At 70.3% G+C, this 15,916-nt stretch carries 14 protein-coding genes and 1 pseudogene; 7 read left to right on the top strand and 8 right to left on the bottom strand.

Annotated elements, in window-relative coordinates; all coding sequences use genetic code 11:
• From AC1DWT_RS34270 to AC1DWT_RS34260, 3 genes are all read right to left on the bottom strand, one after another.
• Positions 1-1,158: alpha-(1->6)-mannopyranosyltransferase A (locus tag AC1DWT_RS34270; RefSeq protein ID WP_477924079.1), on the bottom strand; the 1,158-nt coding region annotated here is incomplete at its 3' end.
• Between the two features lie 121 nt (positions 1,159-1,279).
• The gene (gene crtI, locus AC1DWT_RS34265) at positions 1,280-2,878 is read right to left on the bottom strand and encodes a phytoene desaturase family protein (protein ID WP_206012665.1); all 1,599 of its coding nucleotides are present in this window, start codon (positions 2,876-2,878) and stop codon (positions 1,280-1,282) included.
• 8 nt (positions 2,879-2,886) lie between these two features.
• Positions 2,887-4,104, bottom strand: a complete 1,218-nt coding sequence (locus tag AC1DWT_RS34260; protein ID WP_206012664.1) for a polyprenyl synthetase family protein — start codon at positions 4,102-4,104, stop codon at positions 2,887-2,889.
• 70 nt (positions 4,105-4,174) lie between these two features.
• Here AC1DWT_RS34260 and metF point away from each other — a divergent pair, with 70 nt between their 5' ends.
• Entirely contained in the window at positions 4,175-5,140 is a 966-nt protein-coding gene (metF, locus tag AC1DWT_RS34255; RefSeq protein WP_206015927.1) for a methylenetetrahydrofolate reductase [NAD(P)H], read from the top strand.
• Here metF and AC1DWT_RS34250 read toward each other — a convergent pair.
• The 5 genes from AC1DWT_RS34250 to AC1DWT_RS34230 are packed head-to-tail and all read right to left on the bottom strand — an operon-like array spanning position 5,133 to position 10,026.
• On the bottom strand, positions 5,133-6,293 hold the full coding sequence (locus AC1DWT_RS34250; RefSeq protein WP_477924078.1) for a glycosyltransferase family 2 protein: 1,161 nt from the start codon (positions 6,291-6,293) through the stop codon (positions 5,133-5,135). The two genes, metF and AC1DWT_RS34250, sit on opposite strands and share 8 nt — an antisense overlap.
• Positions 6,290-7,003, bottom strand: a complete 714-nt coding sequence (locus tag AC1DWT_RS34245; protein WP_072945383.1) for an LppM family (lipo)protein — start codon at positions 7,001-7,003, stop codon at positions 6,290-6,292. Before AC1DWT_RS34245 ends, AC1DWT_RS34250 begins: the two co-directional genes overlap by 4 nt.
• A gap of 31 nt (positions 7,004-7,034) precedes the next feature.
• Positions 7,035-7,847, bottom strand: a complete 813-nt coding sequence (locus tag AC1DWT_RS34240) for a carotenoid biosynthesis protein (protein ID WP_206012662.1) — start codon at positions 7,845-7,847, stop codon at positions 7,035-7,037.
• Positions 7,844-9,418 carry a phytoene desaturase family protein gene (locus tag AC1DWT_RS34235; RefSeq protein ID WP_072945381.1) on the bottom strand — a complete coding sequence of 525 codons (1,575 nt, stop codon included), beginning with the start codon at positions 9,416-9,418 and terminating at the stop codon, positions 7,844-7,846. The genes AC1DWT_RS34240 and AC1DWT_RS34235 overlap by 4 nt, the downstream gene beginning before the upstream one ends.
• Complete coding sequence (locus tag AC1DWT_RS34230) at positions 9,415-10,026, bottom strand: GNAT family N-acetyltransferase (RefSeq protein ID WP_072945379.1); 612 nt, start codon at positions 10,024-10,026, stop codon at positions 9,415-9,417. Before AC1DWT_RS34230 ends, AC1DWT_RS34235 begins: the two co-directional genes overlap by 4 nt.
• Positions 10,027-10,199: 173 nt before the next feature.
• Here AC1DWT_RS34230 and AC1DWT_RS34225 point away from each other — a divergent pair, with 173 nt between their 5' ends.
• The 6 genes and pseudogenes from AC1DWT_RS34225 (at position 10,200) to AC1DWT_RS34200 (ending at position 15,916) form a co-directional block, all read left to right on the top strand.
• The gene (locus tag AC1DWT_RS34225; RefSeq protein ID WP_241031272.1) at positions 10,200-10,664 is read left to right on the top strand and encodes an SAV_6107 family HEPN domain-containing protein; all 465 of its coding nucleotides are present in this window, start codon (positions 10,200-10,202) and stop codon (positions 10,662-10,664) included.
• Between the two features lie 232 nt (positions 10,665-10,896).
• Positions 10,897-11,289: pseudogene (locus AC1DWT_RS34220) on the top strand (DUF3040 domain-containing protein); the annotation flags it as partial.
• Positions 11,290-11,749: 460 nt separating this feature from the next.
• Complete coding sequence (gene mraZ / locus AC1DWT_RS34215) at positions 11,750-12,181, top strand: division/cell wall cluster transcriptional repressor MraZ (protein ID WP_005247637.1); 432 nt, start codon at positions 11,750-11,752, stop codon at positions 12,179-12,181.
• Between the two features lie 197 nt (positions 12,182-12,378).
• The gene (rsmH, locus tag AC1DWT_RS34210; protein WP_072945375.1) at positions 12,379-13,395 is read left to right on the top strand and encodes a 16S rRNA (cytosine(1402)-N(4))-methyltransferase RsmH; all 1,017 of its coding nucleotides are present in this window, start codon (positions 12,379-12,381) and stop codon (positions 13,393-13,395) included.
• On the top strand, positions 13,392-14,069 hold the full coding sequence (gene ftsL / locus AC1DWT_RS34205; protein WP_072945373.1) for a cell division protein FtsL: 678 nt from the start codon (positions 13,392-13,394) through the stop codon (positions 14,067-14,069). The genes rsmH and ftsL overlap by 4 nt, the downstream gene beginning before the upstream one ends.
• Positions 14,066-15,916, top strand: coding sequence for a peptidoglycan D,D-transpeptidase FtsI family protein (locus AC1DWT_RS34200; RefSeq protein ID WP_095865242.1), 1,851 nt, complete (start codon positions 14,066-14,068; stop codon positions 15,914-15,916). The genes ftsL and AC1DWT_RS34200 overlap by 4 nt, the downstream gene beginning before the upstream one ends.

The following is a 15,916-nucleotide window of genomic DNA, read 5'->3' as shown; positions in this document are numbered from 1 at the left end:
CCGCAGGTCCGCGAACCACGACGTTCCGACCGTCACGAAGTGGGCGAGGATCGTCGGCAGCGACAACCAGTTGATGATCTTGTTCGAACCGGACAGCGCCGTCATCCAGCCGAGCCCGACACCGGCGACGGCCGATGCGGCGGCGAAGACGACCGCGAACACGGCGAATCCCGCGCCGGCGGTCTTCGCGAACGACGCGAGCGGCGACGCGGGTGTGCGCCCTTCCGCCTCGGCCTTCTCCTTCTCGTGGAGCATCCAGATCCACACCATGAAGGGCAGCGCGGCGCCTGCGGTCGCCTTGATCGCGACCGCCACCGCGACGAGCGCGATGCCGGCCAGATGGCGGCGCTCGAGGACGAGCGCGATGCCGGCGATCATCAGGCCGACCATCAGCAGTTCGTTGTGGACACCGCCGATGAGATGGACGAGGACCAGCGGATTGAGCACGGCGAGCCACAGCGCGATGGCCGGATTACCGCCGAGGTGCCGCGCGAGGTGCGGAACGCCCCAGACCATCAGCGCGAGCCCGGGCAGCATCGTCACGCGCAGCAGCATCGTCCCGGCGATCACGTTGTCGCCGGTGATCGCGGTGATGCCCTGACTGAGCAGCAGGAACAGCGGACCGTACGGCGCGGTGGTGGTGGTCCACACGTTGCTGACGTTGTCGAGGAGGATCCCGGGGTTGACCACCGGACCGACGGCGTAGGGGTCGAACCCGTCACGCAGCAGCGCGCCCTGCGCCAGGTAGGAGTACGCGTCCCGGCTGAACATCGGCACGGCCAGCAGCAGCGGCGCCGTCCACACCGGAACGACCATCCGTAACTGCCGGAGCGTGACGTCGCCGCCGAGCGTGGCGCGGCCCAGCCGCACCCACGCCGTGATCATCGCGACGACACCGATCCAGACGATGACGGTCGACAGGATCTGACCGTGACCGAACCGGAGCCACGACAGGTGCATCGCCTCGAGCAACGGGTCCTCGCGGCGGACGCTGCCCGCACCGAAACCACCGAACGTGATCATCACGGCGCCCACGAAACCGAGGAGCGCGGCATGCCCCTCCGGGCTGCGGAGGAAGTCGGCCGTGGACTGGGGCCACGACCGCTGCGGCGTGGTCGTCGCAGCGGCGACGGTCGCCTGCCGGGCAGAGGACGTCATGAGTGCAGATTCCTCCCCCGAGGTGAGTTCGGTTGCGGTCGGTGCGCTCGTCGTCGCGCGCATCGCATGGTCGAGGAACCAGTTTAATTGCTGCCGGCACCAGTTCTCGCCACGCCTCGCCCTATCCTCCCGCACTTCGTGCTTTCGAGTGCAATTGCGCACTTCGTGCCGTGACGGGCCCGGTGATGCGTGCGGCCGCGAGTTTCCCCGACAGCAGGACGGTCGGAACCCCGACACCGGGCACGGTCCCGGAACCGGCGAGGACGACGTTGTCGAGGCCCCCGACCAGGTTGGGGCGCCGGAACGGTCCCGTCTGCCGGAACACGTGCGCCGCCGCGAAGGGGCTGCCCGCCGCCATGCCCTTCCCGAGCCAGGTCAGCGGAGTGTCGACGTGGTCGATGGTGAAATGCTCCGCGATCCCGCTGTAGCCGCGCTTCTCGAGTTCGCGCAGCAGTTCGGTCACGTACGGGCCGGTCAGCGAGGACCACTCCAGTGGTGCGCTGTGCAGGTTGGGGCAGGGAGCCAGCACCGACAGCGGTTCCGAGGCGGTGCCCGCGCGGTCCACGGCGAGGCCCGGGTCCGACACGGCGGGCCGGGTGATCAGCAGCGACGGGTCGGTCATCAGCCGTCCGCGTCCCCGGCGTGCGGTGATCTCCGCGAACGTCCGCTTCCACGCGTGACCGAAGTCGATGGTGTGGTGCCGCTGGGCGGCCCACCCTGATGCGACCGCGGTGGGGACGGTCCCGTGCAGGACCACGGCGGACGGCGACACCCGCACCCGGCGGGGGGTCCGGCGGGTCACCGGGCGCAGCAGCGCGTCGACGACGGCCGTGTCGGCGGTGAGCACCAGCGCGTCGCAGTCGATGCGGTCACCCGTAGACGTGACGACGGCGCCGACGCGATCACCGGTTCGCTCGAGTGCCGCGACCTCGGTGCCGAACCGGATCTCCCCACCCGCGGTGGTGAGGGCGTCGGCGAGGGCGAGCGCGATCGAACGCATCCCGCCCCGGGGGAAGTAGACGCCGAGCGAGGTGTCCATGTGGGCGATCGCGCCGTACACCGCGAGGGCGTCGGCGGGGGCGACGCCGGCGTACAGCGCCTGGAACGTGAAGATCCGGCGCAGTCGCGGATCCGTGACGGTCCGGTCGACCCGGGCGCCGAGCCGGCCGAATCCGCCCAGCGCGGTGAGCCTCAGCAGATCCTTCGCGGCCTCACGGGACGAGACGAGATCCAGCGGCGAGTCGAAGTTCGCGTCCATGAAGCGGTGGTACTCGGCGTCGAAGATCCGGCCGAGCCAGCGCCGCAGCCGCAGGTACCGGGCCGATTCGTCCGGCCCGCACACCCGGCCGACCTCGGCGGCCATCGCGTCGGGATCGGAGTGGACGTCGAGCGAGGAACCGTCCGCGAAGCGCGCGTGATACGCCGGGGCCAGCCGTTCGAGGACCAGCGGCGGGCGGGTCGACGTGAAATTCGCGCCGACGGCGGCGAGGGCTTCACCGACTAGTTCGGGCATCGTGAGGACGGTCGCACCGTTGTCGATGTCGTAACCGGGACCGCGGTAGGTGCCGACCCGGCCGCCCGGTGACGACTCCCGTTCGAGGACGGTGACGCGGCGGCCCGATCCGGTGAGGTGCAGGGCGGCGGAGAGACCGGCGAGACCCGCGCCGACGACCACGACGTGATCGGTGCGGCCGGGAACCGTCCGGAGCGCGCGAGCCACCGCGGGCCTCAGTAGTCGCGGCGCGTCGCGGCGACGGCCATCTCGGTGAGCTGCTGCCTCGCCGCGGCGGTGGCGGTGCTCGTCTCCAGCGTGGACAACGCGTTCGCGACGAGATCCTCGATCTGCTTCTCCACGTCCGCGACCGCGCCGAGCGAGGTGATCGTGTTCCGGAGGGTGTCGACGTCCGAATCGGACAGATCGGTGCCGATGCCCTCGCGGAGCAGGGTGGCCGCCGCGGGGTCGCCCGCATCGGCGCGCTGCAGCGACATCGCGAACAGGACGGTGCGCTTGCCGGCCCGCAGGTCGTCGCCCGACGGCTTGCCGGTCACGGCCGGATCCCCGAACACGCCCAGCAGGTCGTCGCGGAGCTGGAAGGCGATACCGATGTCGGTGCCGAATCGGCGGTACGCCGAGACCAGGGTGTCGTCGGCGCCGGCGAGTGCCGCGCCGAGATGGAGCGGCCGCTCGATGGTGTACGCCGCGGTCTTGTACCGGTTGACCTTCATGGCGGCATCGATCGACTCGTCCGCCCGGGCCTCGTTGCTGATGTCGAGGAACTGCCCGCCGAGCACCTCGGTGCGCATCGCCGACCACACGGGGGAGATGCGGGCCGACGCGTCCGGGGTGATGCCCGATTCGCGGATCATGTCGTCGGCCCAGGCCAGGGCCAGATCGCCGAGGAGGATCGCGACGCCCTCGCCGAAGTGAGCGGAATCACCGCTCCACCCCCCGGCGCGGTGCTGTTCCGCGAACTCGACGTGGACGGTGGGGAACCCGCGGCGCGTCGTGGAGGCGTCGATGATGTCGTCGTGGACGAGGGCGCAGGCCTGCACCAGTTCCAGCGCGGAGCAGGCGCGGAGCACGGGCCCGGCCTCGGGGCCCCGGGCGTCGCCGCCCGCCCCGAGCCAGCCGGTCCACGCAAAGGCAGGACGGACCCGCTTGCCTCCGCGCAGAACGAAGTCCTCGAGCGTCGTCACGGCCTCGCGGTAGCCGCCGCCCACGGCGTCGACCAGGTCCTGCCGGCTGGTGAAGAAGTCGCGCAGCGCATTTTCGACCTCGGCCGCGAGGGCGGAGGGGCGCGTTCCAACGGACAGTGTTGCCTCCAGGATCGAAATTTCGCGTGCGCGCCGAGACCGGCGGCAGGCGTCGACACCACCATAGTGGGCGCTCGTCCGGGCGGCCGGTTGCCCGGATCCCGGGTGCCTGCGGAGACGCAGTGGGTGCATTGCGCCGGACACTACCTATGCTGGACGGGTGACATTCGATTCCGTCAGGGGGCGGGCCAGCGAAGGCTGGGTGACCCGCACCCCGTCCATCGTCGACCGGATCCGGTCGTCCGGCGACGGTCGGGTGCCCTTTTCCGTCGAGTTCTCGCCGCCGCGGGACGAGGCCGCCGAGGCCCGTCTGTGGCGCGCCGTCCGCGAGTTCGAGCGGATGGGTCCGGCCTTCGTCTCCATGACCTACGGTGCCGGCGGGTCGACGCGCGACCGCACGGTCCGCGTCACCGGACAGCTCGCCGAGGAGACCACACTCCTGCCGGTCGCGCACCTCACCGCCGTGTCCCACAGCGTCGACGAGCTGCGGTCGATGGTCGGCGCCTACGCCGACCGCGGAATCAGCAACATCCTGGTCCTGCGCGGCGATCCGCCCGGTGACCCGCTGGGCGAATGGGAGAAGCACCCCCAGGGCGTCGAGTACGCCGAGGAACTCGTCCGGCTCGTCCGCGACCTCGGTGACTTCCACGTCGGTGTGGCGTCGTTCCCGGAAGGCCACTACCGAGCGCCCGATCTCGCGCACGACACCCGGTACCTGGTGTCGAAGCTGCGGGCGGGCGCCGAGTACTCGATCACTCAGATGTTCTTCGACGTCGACGACTACCTGCGTCTGCGCGACCGGGTGACGGCGTACGACCCCGAGCAGGGCGCGAAGCCGATCATCCCCGAGATCATGCCGATCACGTCGCTGGGGTCGGTCCGCCGCATGCTCGAACTGTCGGGGTCGCGTCTACCGGCGCACCTCGAGAAGCGGCTGGCCACGGCCGCGGGCGACGGTCCGGAGGAGAACCGCGCCGCTGTGCGCGAGATCGGCATCGACCTCGCCACCGAGATGAGTGAACGTCTCATCGCGGAGGGTGCGCCCGGCCTGCACTTCATCACCCTCAACTTCGCGCGCGCCACCAGCGAGGTGCTCGCCCGGCTCGGCGACAAGGTCGGTTCGGGTGTGGCGGATCCGGCCCCGGTCACCCCGGCGCCGGTCAGCTGAGCGTCCGGCCCTTCCACCGGGTGCGCCCACGCCGATGACTGCGGTGTGACGACACGGTCAGCGCCGTCACCGCGGCGACGGACAGCGGGTGTGCGAGCGCGCCGGCCATGTCCGCGGTGGTGAGGCGGCCGCCGCGTTCGAGTGCCCGGGCACACAGCCGGGACGTCGTGGCCGCGAGATACCCCACCGCGCCCCACCGGCGGACGCGTCCGCGTCCCGCCGCGAGCGCGACCGGCGGCACCAGGTACGCCACGGTCGCGACACCGAGGACCGCGGCGGCGCCGAGGCGGGAGCCGAAGGCCGTCCACAGCCAGCGGTCGTAGCCGCGGCGCAGCGCTCCGGCGTCCTCGTACATCCGGCACGACGCCGACCGGCCGGCCACGACCAGCGTGGTCGCCCGCCCGCACCGGCGAAGCAGGCGTGCGATGTCGAGATCCTCGGTCACGCTGTCGGCGACGGCCCGGTGACCCCCGACGTCGCGGTACGCGGCGGCGTCGAAGACCATGAACTGCCCGCAGGCGACGGCGGTGGACGGGCGCCGCGAGCGGTTGGCGAGTCGGACGGGCAGCGTCGCCGCCCACGACCAGCCGAGCAGCGGCTGCACCAGGGCCTCGCCTGCCGACCCCGCCTGCTGGAACGGCCACGCGCAGACCAGGGCCGTGTCGGACGCGCGCAGGGCGGCGCAGGCGGCGGTCAGCGCGTCCGGGCGCAACCGCACATCGGCGTCGAGGAACACGAGGATCCCGGTGCCTGCCCGGCCCTGCGCGAAGGCGTGCTCGCTCACCCGGTGGCAGGCCGCGGRTTTACCCACCCACCCCGGCGGCGGTTCCGCGGTTCCCCGCACCACCGAGAACCGGGGGTCGCCGCCGGCCGCCGCCTCCGCGGCCCCGGCCGTCCCGTCCGTGGAGGCGTCGTCGTAGACGAACACCCGGAGATCGTCGACCCCGCGCTGTTCCCGCAGGTCGCGGATCAGGCCCGGCAACCGGTCGCGCTCGTCCCGGGCCGGGACGCAGACCGTGACGGGTTCGGTGACCGGGCGGGCCGGAGTAGGCAGGCGCGGTGCGAAGCGCAGGTTGGCGGCGGCGACGGCGAGACCGAACACCGAGACCAGGGAGCCGAACCGGACCACCCGCTCGATCGGCGCAGCGGTCACACCTCCGAGTGGTCCCGTCCGCGACGGCTGCCGAGCACCGGTTCCTTGTTGCGGGCCATCCACGCCAGCGCACCGACGATGACGGCGACACCCAGCGTCACACCGGCCATGATGCCCGCCCAGCCGGCGAAACTGCGGGTGCTGGGATCCGAATAGCGCACCTCGGCCCGGATCGTCGACGTGTCGCCGGCGGGCAACTTCCACGACACGATCGAATCGCCCTCACGGGTGCCGTTGGTGGTGGCGACGCGGGCCGGGAACGCGATCGTGAACTGCACGTCGGTGCCCTGAGCGGGGACCGAACTGAGATCGGCCTTCCCGTCGAGGGTCACGAGGTCGCCGGTCCGCTGGAGCGAGATCTGGAAACTTCCCGTGGCCTGCTCCGACATGGTGCCGAGCTGCTGCACGTCGCCGAACGTGAGGTCGCTGAAGAACGCCTGGCTGCCCACGTAGCCGTCCTTCTTGTACTCCTGGACACGCACCTTGTCCGACAGCGAGCCGGGGGGAGTGAGCTGGGGGCCCTTGTCCTGATCGTTCGCCGGCACGGCGGCGGCCACGATCTGGCCGGAGACCCGGTCGTCGGCGGACACGCCCATCGACACCTGAACCCGCAGGCATCCCGCGAGGAACGGTACGAGGAGAAGTCCGAGGACGGCGAGGGACGCGGCCCTCCGCGAGCGGGTCGAGGTCGGAACCGAAGGCAGCTGCACAGTCGTATCGTGCCAGGGGACCGGTTCGGTGTCAGGCGTGAGGGTGCGTGTCGCGGGCCCCGGGGCGCCGGACGCCCGGCCGCAGCAGCGAGACCAGCAGGGGAACTCCCAGGATTCCCATCGCGCACCACCCGTAGACCGCCGAATACCGCAACTCGGGGGCGTCCAGGAAGACGGAGTGGGCCAGCGCCGAACCCAGCCACGTCCACAGGAACAACCCGATCGGGACGCCGTCGCGGTGCCGGGTTCCCGTGCCGAAGCGGCGGTCGATCCGGTCGACCGCGACCGCCATCACCGTCGCGACGACGAACCACCCCGCGTAGTTCGTCAGCGGAATGTGCTCGACCCCGGGCAGGCCGGCGTCGGTAACGCACCAGCGCCACTGGCCGTCCGCGACCATCTGCGGGTCCAGATACAGGTCCCAGCCGACGACGCCGACGGTCGTCAGCGCGACCCGGACGGCCCGCCGGTGCGGGCCGCGGGCGAGCGCCGACGCCACACACCACACCGGGTAGAAGCCGGCGGTCCAGGCGAACGGCACCACCAGGGGCACCCCGGCGAGCGCGGGACCGAGCCGGTCGACGCTGTAGTCGTAGCAGCCGTAGGGAAAGCCGGTCGCCGTCCCGGCGACCTCGGAGACCAGACCCAGCCCGGCCGTCACGACCACGAGTCCCACCGCCCAGCGTCCGCCCCGGGTCACGGCCGCATGGGTGATCGAGGCGGCGGCGAGCAGGACGACGACGAACACGGTGACGACGTCGCGGACCCCGCCGTGCACCAGCGGGTAGAGGATCTGCGCCGCGATCGCCGCCCCCGCGAGAACGGCGGGAACGCGGGCGGTCATCGCCGGCGCCACACGCGGGCCAGACCCTTTCGGTCGTCGCGGAGCGCGATCCGGGCGGCGCTGCGGCCGCTCGCGCCGGACACCCCGCCACCCGGATGGGTCGAGGCCCCCGTCAGGTACAGGCGGTCCGCTCCCGGAACCCGGTGCCCCGACAACTCGGGAAGGGGACGCCACATCATCATCTGGTCCAGTGACATCTCCACGTGCATGACGTTGCCGCCGAGCAAACCCATCTCGTCTTCGAGGTCCTGCGGAGACTGCACGTGCCGGTCGAGGACGGACTCGCCGAAACCGGGTGCCAGCGCGTCCATCTCCGCCACGATCCGATCGGCCTCCGGCGCGGCGAGGTCCGTCCACCGCCTGCCGCCGGTCAGCCGGTACGGCTGCCACTGCGACCACAGGGTCACCTGGTGCCTGCCCTCGGGCGCGATGGTGGGATCGAGCCCGCTGAAGCTCATCCCCAGCACCGCGGGCCGCGGCGGGAGCTCCCCGGCGAGCGCCGCCCCGTGCGCGAGCCGCAGCTGGGCGCGATCCGAGACCAGCAGCTGGAGCCCGTGGGTGACGGTGTCGTCGGGCGCACTCGGATAGGCGGGGAGCGCGTCGGTCGCCAGCCGCACCACCATCCCGATCCCCGGGCCGACGCGGATCCGGCGACGCCACCGGGCGAGCGTCTGCGCGTCGTACCCGCCGCGTTCGAGCAGGCCGAGGGTGGTCAGCACGTGGCAGCCCGCGACCACCGCGCGGGAGCGGATCTCGCGGCCCGACGACGTCCGGGTCGTCCAGGTGCCGCCGTCGCGGCTCAGCGAGACCACCGACTCGCCGAGCGTGACCGTCCCGGCGTCCGACCGCAGCCGAGAGGCGAGCGCCGCGGTCAGGGCTCCGCTGCCGCCGACGGCCCGGCCGGGCGGAACGGTGTGCATCAAGGCCGCGAACCCGACCATCGGCGCCGTCCCCGGCTCCGACATCGGCGGACCGGACTGGGCGCCGAACCATGCGAGTGCCGCCTTGAGTCGTTCGTCGTCGAAATACTCGTCGAGCAGTGCGTCGCCGGAACCGAGGAACTGCCGGGAGAGGTCGCTGCCGCCGCCGCCCGTGTCGAGCCCCCAGAACGACGAGAGCAGCGCGGGCGCGGTCGGCGGATTCGAGAACGCGCGCATGACGCGGGCGCTGCGCGGACCCCACACGTCCACGAACCGGCGGTACGCGTCGGCGTCCGCGGCCCCACAGGACTCCTCGATGGACCGGCACGTCCCCTCGAGGCTGCGGCGGAACACGATCCCGGGCCGGTCCGTCCCCGCGGGGGCGGGGGCGAACGCCCACGGATCGCAGTCGAGGTACCGCAGGCCGTGCGCGCCGAGGTCGAGTTCCTCGACGATTCCCGTGTGCCGGACCATGATGTGCGCGGACGACCCACGGTCGACCTTGTATCCGGGGAAGCGTTCCACCGTGGACACCGCTCCGCCGAGCACGGTGTCGCGTTCGATCACCTCGACCGACCACCCGGACCGCGCGAGGTAGCACGCCGACACCAGCGCGTTGTGTCCCGACCCGACGACCACCGCGTCGATCACAGGGGAAGCCCGCGTCCCAGCACCGCGAACGGCCGGTTGTCCCCGGCGAATCGGAAGTGGCGCAGGACATCCCGGAAGCCGAGGCGGCGGTACAGCCGCCACGCGCGGTTGTCCTCGTCCGCCACTTCCGGGGTGGAGAGCAGCACTCCGCGTTCGGGTCTGCGTTCGAGGAGGCGCAGGAGCAGGGTCTCGCCGAGCCGGTGTCCCTGGGCGTCCGGGTGGACGTGGAGTTCGGTGAGTTCGAAGTAGTTGCCGAGGATCACGTCGATCTGGTCGCGGGTCCACCCGGTGTGGCGCAGACCGGAACGGACCTGCTGGTGCCACCACTGCTCGGGGGCCCCGCGGTAGCCGTAGGCGATGGCGACGAGGCGGGCGGCCGCGTCATCGGTGGATCCGTCACCGGCCGGGACGAGTGCGCCGACGCCGCGCCACCCCGACCGCTGGAGGTGCTCGTTCCACATCGGCGCCCGGTGGTATTCGGTGCCGTGGGGATAGCCCATGGCGGCGACGTAGATCGACAGCGCCTCGTGCAGGCGGTCGCGGAACTGGGCGGCCGAGAGTTCGACCACGCGCGGAGTCTGGTCAGCGTTCGGTTCGACCGGTCTCACCTTTCTCTTGACGACGTGTCGGTGGGTCCAGCTATATTGAATAGGTCGAACAGATGTTCGATGGCGGGGATCCGGCGATGCTCGAGGGAAGCGAGCATCGCCGGCCCCCGGACTTACGACCTGACTACGCCCGGCGGGGTGGTTGCACCGGGGTTTTGGAGGTGTTCGAAGTGATGACGAACCCGGTCACGGGACCGACCTCTGGGAACTCGCACCGGCGGGGTGACGTACGCAACCCGGCCACGAGGCGCGGTTCGGTGCTGCTCGATCGCGCCGACGCGCTCCTCGCCCAATCGGTGGGGGCAGGTGGCCCGGCGGATCGATTCCACAGCGCGTACCTGGCCGCGTTGCGCGGCGCGGGCGCGGTGCTGGCCGCCGCGGAGGGGCCTGCGGCGGGGAGCAAGAGGACACGAACACGTAACGCCTGGGTGCTCATGGCGCGCGCGGCGCCGGAGTTCGGGAATTGGGCCGACTACTTCGCCGGACACTCGGGCACCCGCGCCGCCATCGAGGCGGGAATGTCGCGAACCCTCACCGATCTCGAGGCCGACGAGTTCTTCGTCGAGGTCGGGCGCTTTCTCCAGGCCGTCGAAGAGCACATCGGACGTGGCGCAGGTCTCGATTTGCGGGCCTCCTGAGCGGCGGGCGCCCGGAAACGGCGGGAAAACGGTGAGGCGTCCGCGACATTGCGGTGCCCCGAACGTCGTTCGGTGCGGGAGTCCGTAAGGTTGGTGGGGAACTCGTACGTGGAGTAGGTGGTACGGGGATCGAACTGCTCGTATTATTAAATCTAGGTAGCCGCCAAAGTCGGTTACCCACCGTCTCGCACCGTGAGGCGGTGGCCAACACTCCAGTGCCGGGGGAGGTACCGTGCCACTCTCCGAGCACGAGCAGCGCATGCTCGACCAGATCGAGAGCGCTCTCTACGCCGAGGATCCCAAGTTCGCCTCCACTGTGCGAGGCGGTCGCATGCGTGCGGCATCGAGTCGTCGTCGATTGCAGGCGGTGGCCCTGTTCGTTCTGGGCCTTGTTCTGCTCATCGCCGGCGTCGCCCTTCCGATCAAGCCGGGCGGTTTCCCCGTCATCAGCCTGATCGGCTTCATCGTCATGTTCGGTGCCGGAGTCCTCCTCCTGTGGGGTGGAGGAAAGAGCAAGTCCGGACAGTCCTCGCGTGGTGGCTCGACCACGCAGGGTGAGACCGGCCGTGCCGAACGCGGTAAGCCCCGAAGCGGGCGCAAGAGTGGCGGATTTTCGTCGCGAATGTCCCCACCGCCGCCACTGCTGTCTCCGGGGCCGGCACCCGGTCGCCCGGCGCCCATTCGGCCCGGTCGTGCCCGGCAGGTGGGGCCAGTGAATGCTCCAGCCCACGAATCCCCACCCTCACCCACCCCGTTTMCCCACTTTCCCCCCTCGGGTCTGCGACAAGCCGTGGGGCAGGGGTAACGCACCAGTCCGGTGAGCTCTCACCTGGGCTTTTCCGGTGTTCCGCGCCGCTGTGTGCCGGGGCGCGATCGATGGTGCCCGTGGCGATGATCACGTCGGGAATCTTCCCCCACCCACTCCAATCTGCGTTGACCAGCAAGTATTGGGCAAATAGGGGGACAACACGCCGTTATCTGCCTTGTGGGTGGGGGAAAGTGGGGTACTGTGGTGCGCAGCGGGGAGCGAAGGTGAACCGCCCGGGCATACGGCGTTCGATTTCGAACGCGGTGGGAGGTGTCGAGTGTTTCTCGGTACCTACACGCCGAAGCTCGACGACAAGGGGCGGCTCACGTTGCCCGCAAAGTTCCGGGATGCGCTGGCGGGAGGGTTGATGGTCACCAAGGGTCAGGATCACAGCCTCGCGGTGTATCCCCGGGAAGAATTCACCGCTCTCGCACGCAAGGCCGCGGCCGCGTCGAGAAGCGATCCGGAGGCGCGAGCCTTCGTTCGCGGACTGGCGGCAGGTACCGACGAGCAGCACGCAGATGCCCAGGGGCGCATCACCCTCTCGGCAGATCACCGTCGTTACGCGGGTCTCTCCAAGGACTGCGTAGTGATCGGTTCGGTCGATTTCCTCGAAATCTGGGATGCGCAAGCCTGGCAGACCTATGTCGAGGCGAACGAGGAGAACTACTCGCAGGCAACAGGAGTCGCGCTCGGCGAAATCGTCTGAGCGTGAACACGTCCCGGCGAATGCCGCGAGGCCTCTGTCCGACGGAACCCTGACGCACTTCCCCAGCGCCAGGTTTTCATTTCGGGCAGGGACCTCGAAGCATTCGCCACGGCAACTGGCCGACACGAGAAGTTCGAGCAGTGAACCCCGGCACCGGGCTTGTTCACCCGCACCGCAGAGCAGGAGCCGGAGGGATCATGGTGGATCACGAGGGGGAAGATTCCTCGCCCGCCGATGGTTTCGGTCACATCCCGGTACTGCTTCACCGCGCAGACGAACTGCTGGGCCCCGCTCTCACCGCGAACGACCCGCAAGGCGGGGGCGCCGTGATGATCGACGCGACCCTCGGCCTCGGCGGGCATTCCGAGCACTTCCTGCGGACCTACCCCCAGCTGAGGCTCGTCGCCCTCGACCGTGATCCGCACGCACTGGAGATCGCCGGCGGCCGGCTCGCCCCGTTCGCGGACCGGATCACGTTCGTGCACACCCGCTACGACGGCATCGAGGATGCGCTCACCCAGGCGGGTCTCTCCGCGCGGGAGTCGGTGCACGGCATCCTCTTCGACCTCGGCGTCTCCTCGATGCAGCTCGACGAATCGGATCGCGGGTTCGCGTATTCGATCGACGCGCCCCTGGACATGCGGATGGACCCGACCACCGGCATCACCGCGGCCGAGGTCCTCAACACGTACAGCCACGGAGATCTCGCTCGCATCCTCAGCACGTACGGCGAGGAGCGCTTCGCGGGCAAGATCGCGTCCGAGGTGGTCCGGCAACGCGCGAAGGAGCCGTTCACGACCAGCGCACCGCTGGTCGAACTGCTGTACCGCACCATTCCTGCGGCGACCCGCCGTACCGGGGGACATCCGGCGAAGCGGACGTTCCAGGCCCTTCGAGTGGAGGTCAACGGCGAGCTCGATTCACTGCGCGCCGCGGTACCGGCTGCACTCGACGCGTTGACCGTCGGGGGACGCGTCGTGTTCATGTCGTACCAATCCCTGGAAGACCGGGTCGTCAAGCAGGAAATCACCCCCAGGTCCAAGTCGAAGAGCCCGGAGGGGCTTCCCGTCGAATTACCGGGGATGGGACCGGAGTTCCGGATCCTCACACGAGGGGCGGAGCGCGCGTCCGAGCAGGAAATCGAAGAGAACCCACGATCAGCCCCGGTGCGGTTGCGCGCTGCAGAAAGAATTGCCAGGAGGTCGGCGGCATGACGGTTCAGGTGAGTTCCACCGAGATTCGGCCCGCGCGGGCGGACAACCGGTCGGGCGCGGCTGAGCGGGCGTACAAGAAGCGCACCCAGCGCGCGGCCGTGCACAACGGATCCGCGATCGCCGTCTCCGGCAAGAACCGCACCGGCACGCTCACCGCCCGCATTCCGTTCGTGGCGACGATCCTCGTTCTGCTCGCGACGGGCCTGGCCGTCACACTGCTGCTCACGACCCGGTCCGCGGAGGACTCGTACCAGCTGAGCGCCGCCCGCGCGCACAACCAGTCGCTCGCGGAGGAGAAGGCGGCGCTCCAGCGTGACGTCGAGACCGCCAACTCCGCCCCGAAACTGGCGGAGGAAGCGGCCAAGCTCGGCATGGTCCCCGCGAACGACCCGGCTCGGCTCGTCGTCCACCCCGACGGCAGCGTCGAGGTCGTCGGAAAACCGGCCCCGGCGTCGGGTGCGCCCGTGCCTCCACTCGACGCGGCCGCCCCGAACACCCAGCGTGGCAACTCCGTGGCTACCGCCCCGAATCGAGGGAGCACCACGCAGTCTCCGCGCGCCACGCCGCAGCCCGGCAATGGCACGGAGATCCAGGCGCAAGGTGAACAATTGGTTCCCGTGATCCCTTCGGCCGCCGCACCGACGACTGCTCCACCCTCCGGTGGTCGCCGGTGAGTCGAAGCGCACCGAGAAATCGTCCCCGGCGCCCTGCGGGCGCCGGGAGCGCGTCATTTCCGTTCAGGCAACGGATCGGGCGCGGACTGATGTTCTTGGCGCTCGGCCTCGCCGCCGTGCAGCTTCTGTGGATCCAGGTCATCGACGCACCGCAACTGTCCGCGGAGGCGGCGAACCAGCGCACGACCACCGAGGTGGATCCGGCGCTGCGCGGGTCGATCACCGACCGCAACACCAATCCCATCGCCTTCACGATGGAAGCGAAGGCGCTGACGTTTCAGCCCACGCGGGTGCGCAAGGAACTCGAGGAGGCGAAGGCCAAGAGCGATACCGCCCCCGACGTCGATTCGCGACTCGACGCGATCGCGAAGGAGATCCACGACCGGCTCGGCGACGCCGCACCGGAGAAGGATCTGAAGGAGAAACTGCACGGCGACGAGACGTTCGTCTATCTGGCGCGCAGCGTCGACCCGAACATCGCCGCGCAGATCAGCGACAAGTTCCCGGAGGTCGGCCTCGAACGCCAGGACATCCGCGAGTACCCGGGCGGGTCCCTTGCCGCCAACCTCGTCGGCGCCACCGGCTGGGACGGTCACGGACTGCTCGGCCTCGAGGATTCGCTCGACTCCACCCTCGCCGGCACCGACGGCTCCCAGACGTACGACAGGGGCTCCGACGGCGCGGTGATTCCCGGCAGCTGGCGTGACAAGCAACCGGCGGTGGACGGATCGAGCGTCGAGCTCACCATCGACTCCGACCTGCAGTACTACGTACAGCAGCAGGTTCAGATGGCCAAGGACAAGTCCGGCGCGAAGGACGCGTCGGCGGTCGTGCTCGACTCCCACACCGGTGAGGTGCTCGCGATGTCGAACGACAGCACGTTCAATCCCGCGATCGGGGTCGGCAACAACCCGCGAACGGTGGAGATGGGCAACCTGCCGGTGAGCACGCCGTTCGAGCCGGGATCCGTCAACAAGATCGTCACCGCGGCGGCCGCGATCGAGTACGGGCTGACCTCACCCGACGAGGTTCTCGAGGTTCCCGGCAGCATTCAGATGTCGGGTGTGTCGGTGAAGGACGCGTGGGACCACGGGGTCGCGCCGTACACGGCCACGGGCGTGTTCGGTAAGTCCTCGAACGTGGGCACCCTGATGCTCGCCCAGCGCGTGGGGGAGGACCGTTACGCGGACATGCTGTCCAGGTTCGGTCTCGGCCAGCGCACCGACGTCGGGCTTCCCGGTGAGAGCGCGGGCAGCGTCCCCAGCCGGGACCAGTGGTCGGGGGGCACGTTCGCGAACCTTCCGATCGGACAGGGCCTGTCGATGACCCTGCTGCAGATGACCGGCATGTACCAGGCGATCGCCAACGACGGTGTCCGCATCCCGCCGCGCATCGTCAAGGCGACGGTCGACGCGTCCGGCAACCGGACCGAGACGGAGGCGCCGGAGGAGGTGACGGTCGTCAGCCCGCAGACCGCGGCCACCGTCCGCGACATGTTCCGGTCCGTCACCCAGAACGACACGGGCAACCAGCGCGGCACCGGGGTGCAGGCCGCCGTCGACGGGTACCAGATCAGCGGCAAGACGGGCACCGCCCAGCAGGTCGATCCCGCGTGCAAGTGCTACTCGAACTCGAACTACTGGATCACGTTCGCCGGGATCGCTCCGGCCGACAATCCGCGGTACGTCGTCGGAATCATGCTCAACGCGCCGACACGCAGTGCGGACGGCTCCGGTGGGCAGTCTGCTGCCCCGCTGTTCCACAACATCGCGTCCTGGATGTTGCAGCGCGACAGCGTGCCGATGTCCCCGGACCCCGGACGCAGGCTGGTGCTGCAGGCCGATTGA

The organism is Rhodococcus sp. P4_B6 (assembly GCF_056402215.1).
Note: the sequence above shows the minus strand (reverse complement) of the source record. Positions and strands in the feature narration are given on the sequence as shown.

Bases quoted from the DNA above. Each gene is read 5' to 3' on its own strand.
- rsmH (WP_072945375.1), top strand. From the start codon at position 12,379: ATGGTGGATCACGAGGGGGAAGATTCCTCGCCCGCCGATGGTTTCGGT.
- ftsL (WP_072945373.1), top strand. From the start codon at position 13,392: ATGACGGTTCAGGTGAGTTCCACCGAGATTCGGCCCGCGCGGGCGGAC.
- AC1DWT_RS34240 (WP_206012662.1), bottom strand. From the start codon at position 7,847: ATGACCGCCCGCGTTCCCGCCGTTCTCGCGGGGGCGGCGATCGCGGCG.
- AC1DWT_RS34225 (WP_241031272.1), top strand. From the start codon at position 10,200: ATGACGAACCCGGTCACGGGACCGACCTCTGGGAACTCGCACCGGCGG.
- AC1DWT_RS34260 (WP_206012664.1), bottom strand. From the start codon at position 4,104: ATGCACCCACTGCGTCTCCGCAGGCACCCGGGATCCGGGCAACCGGCC.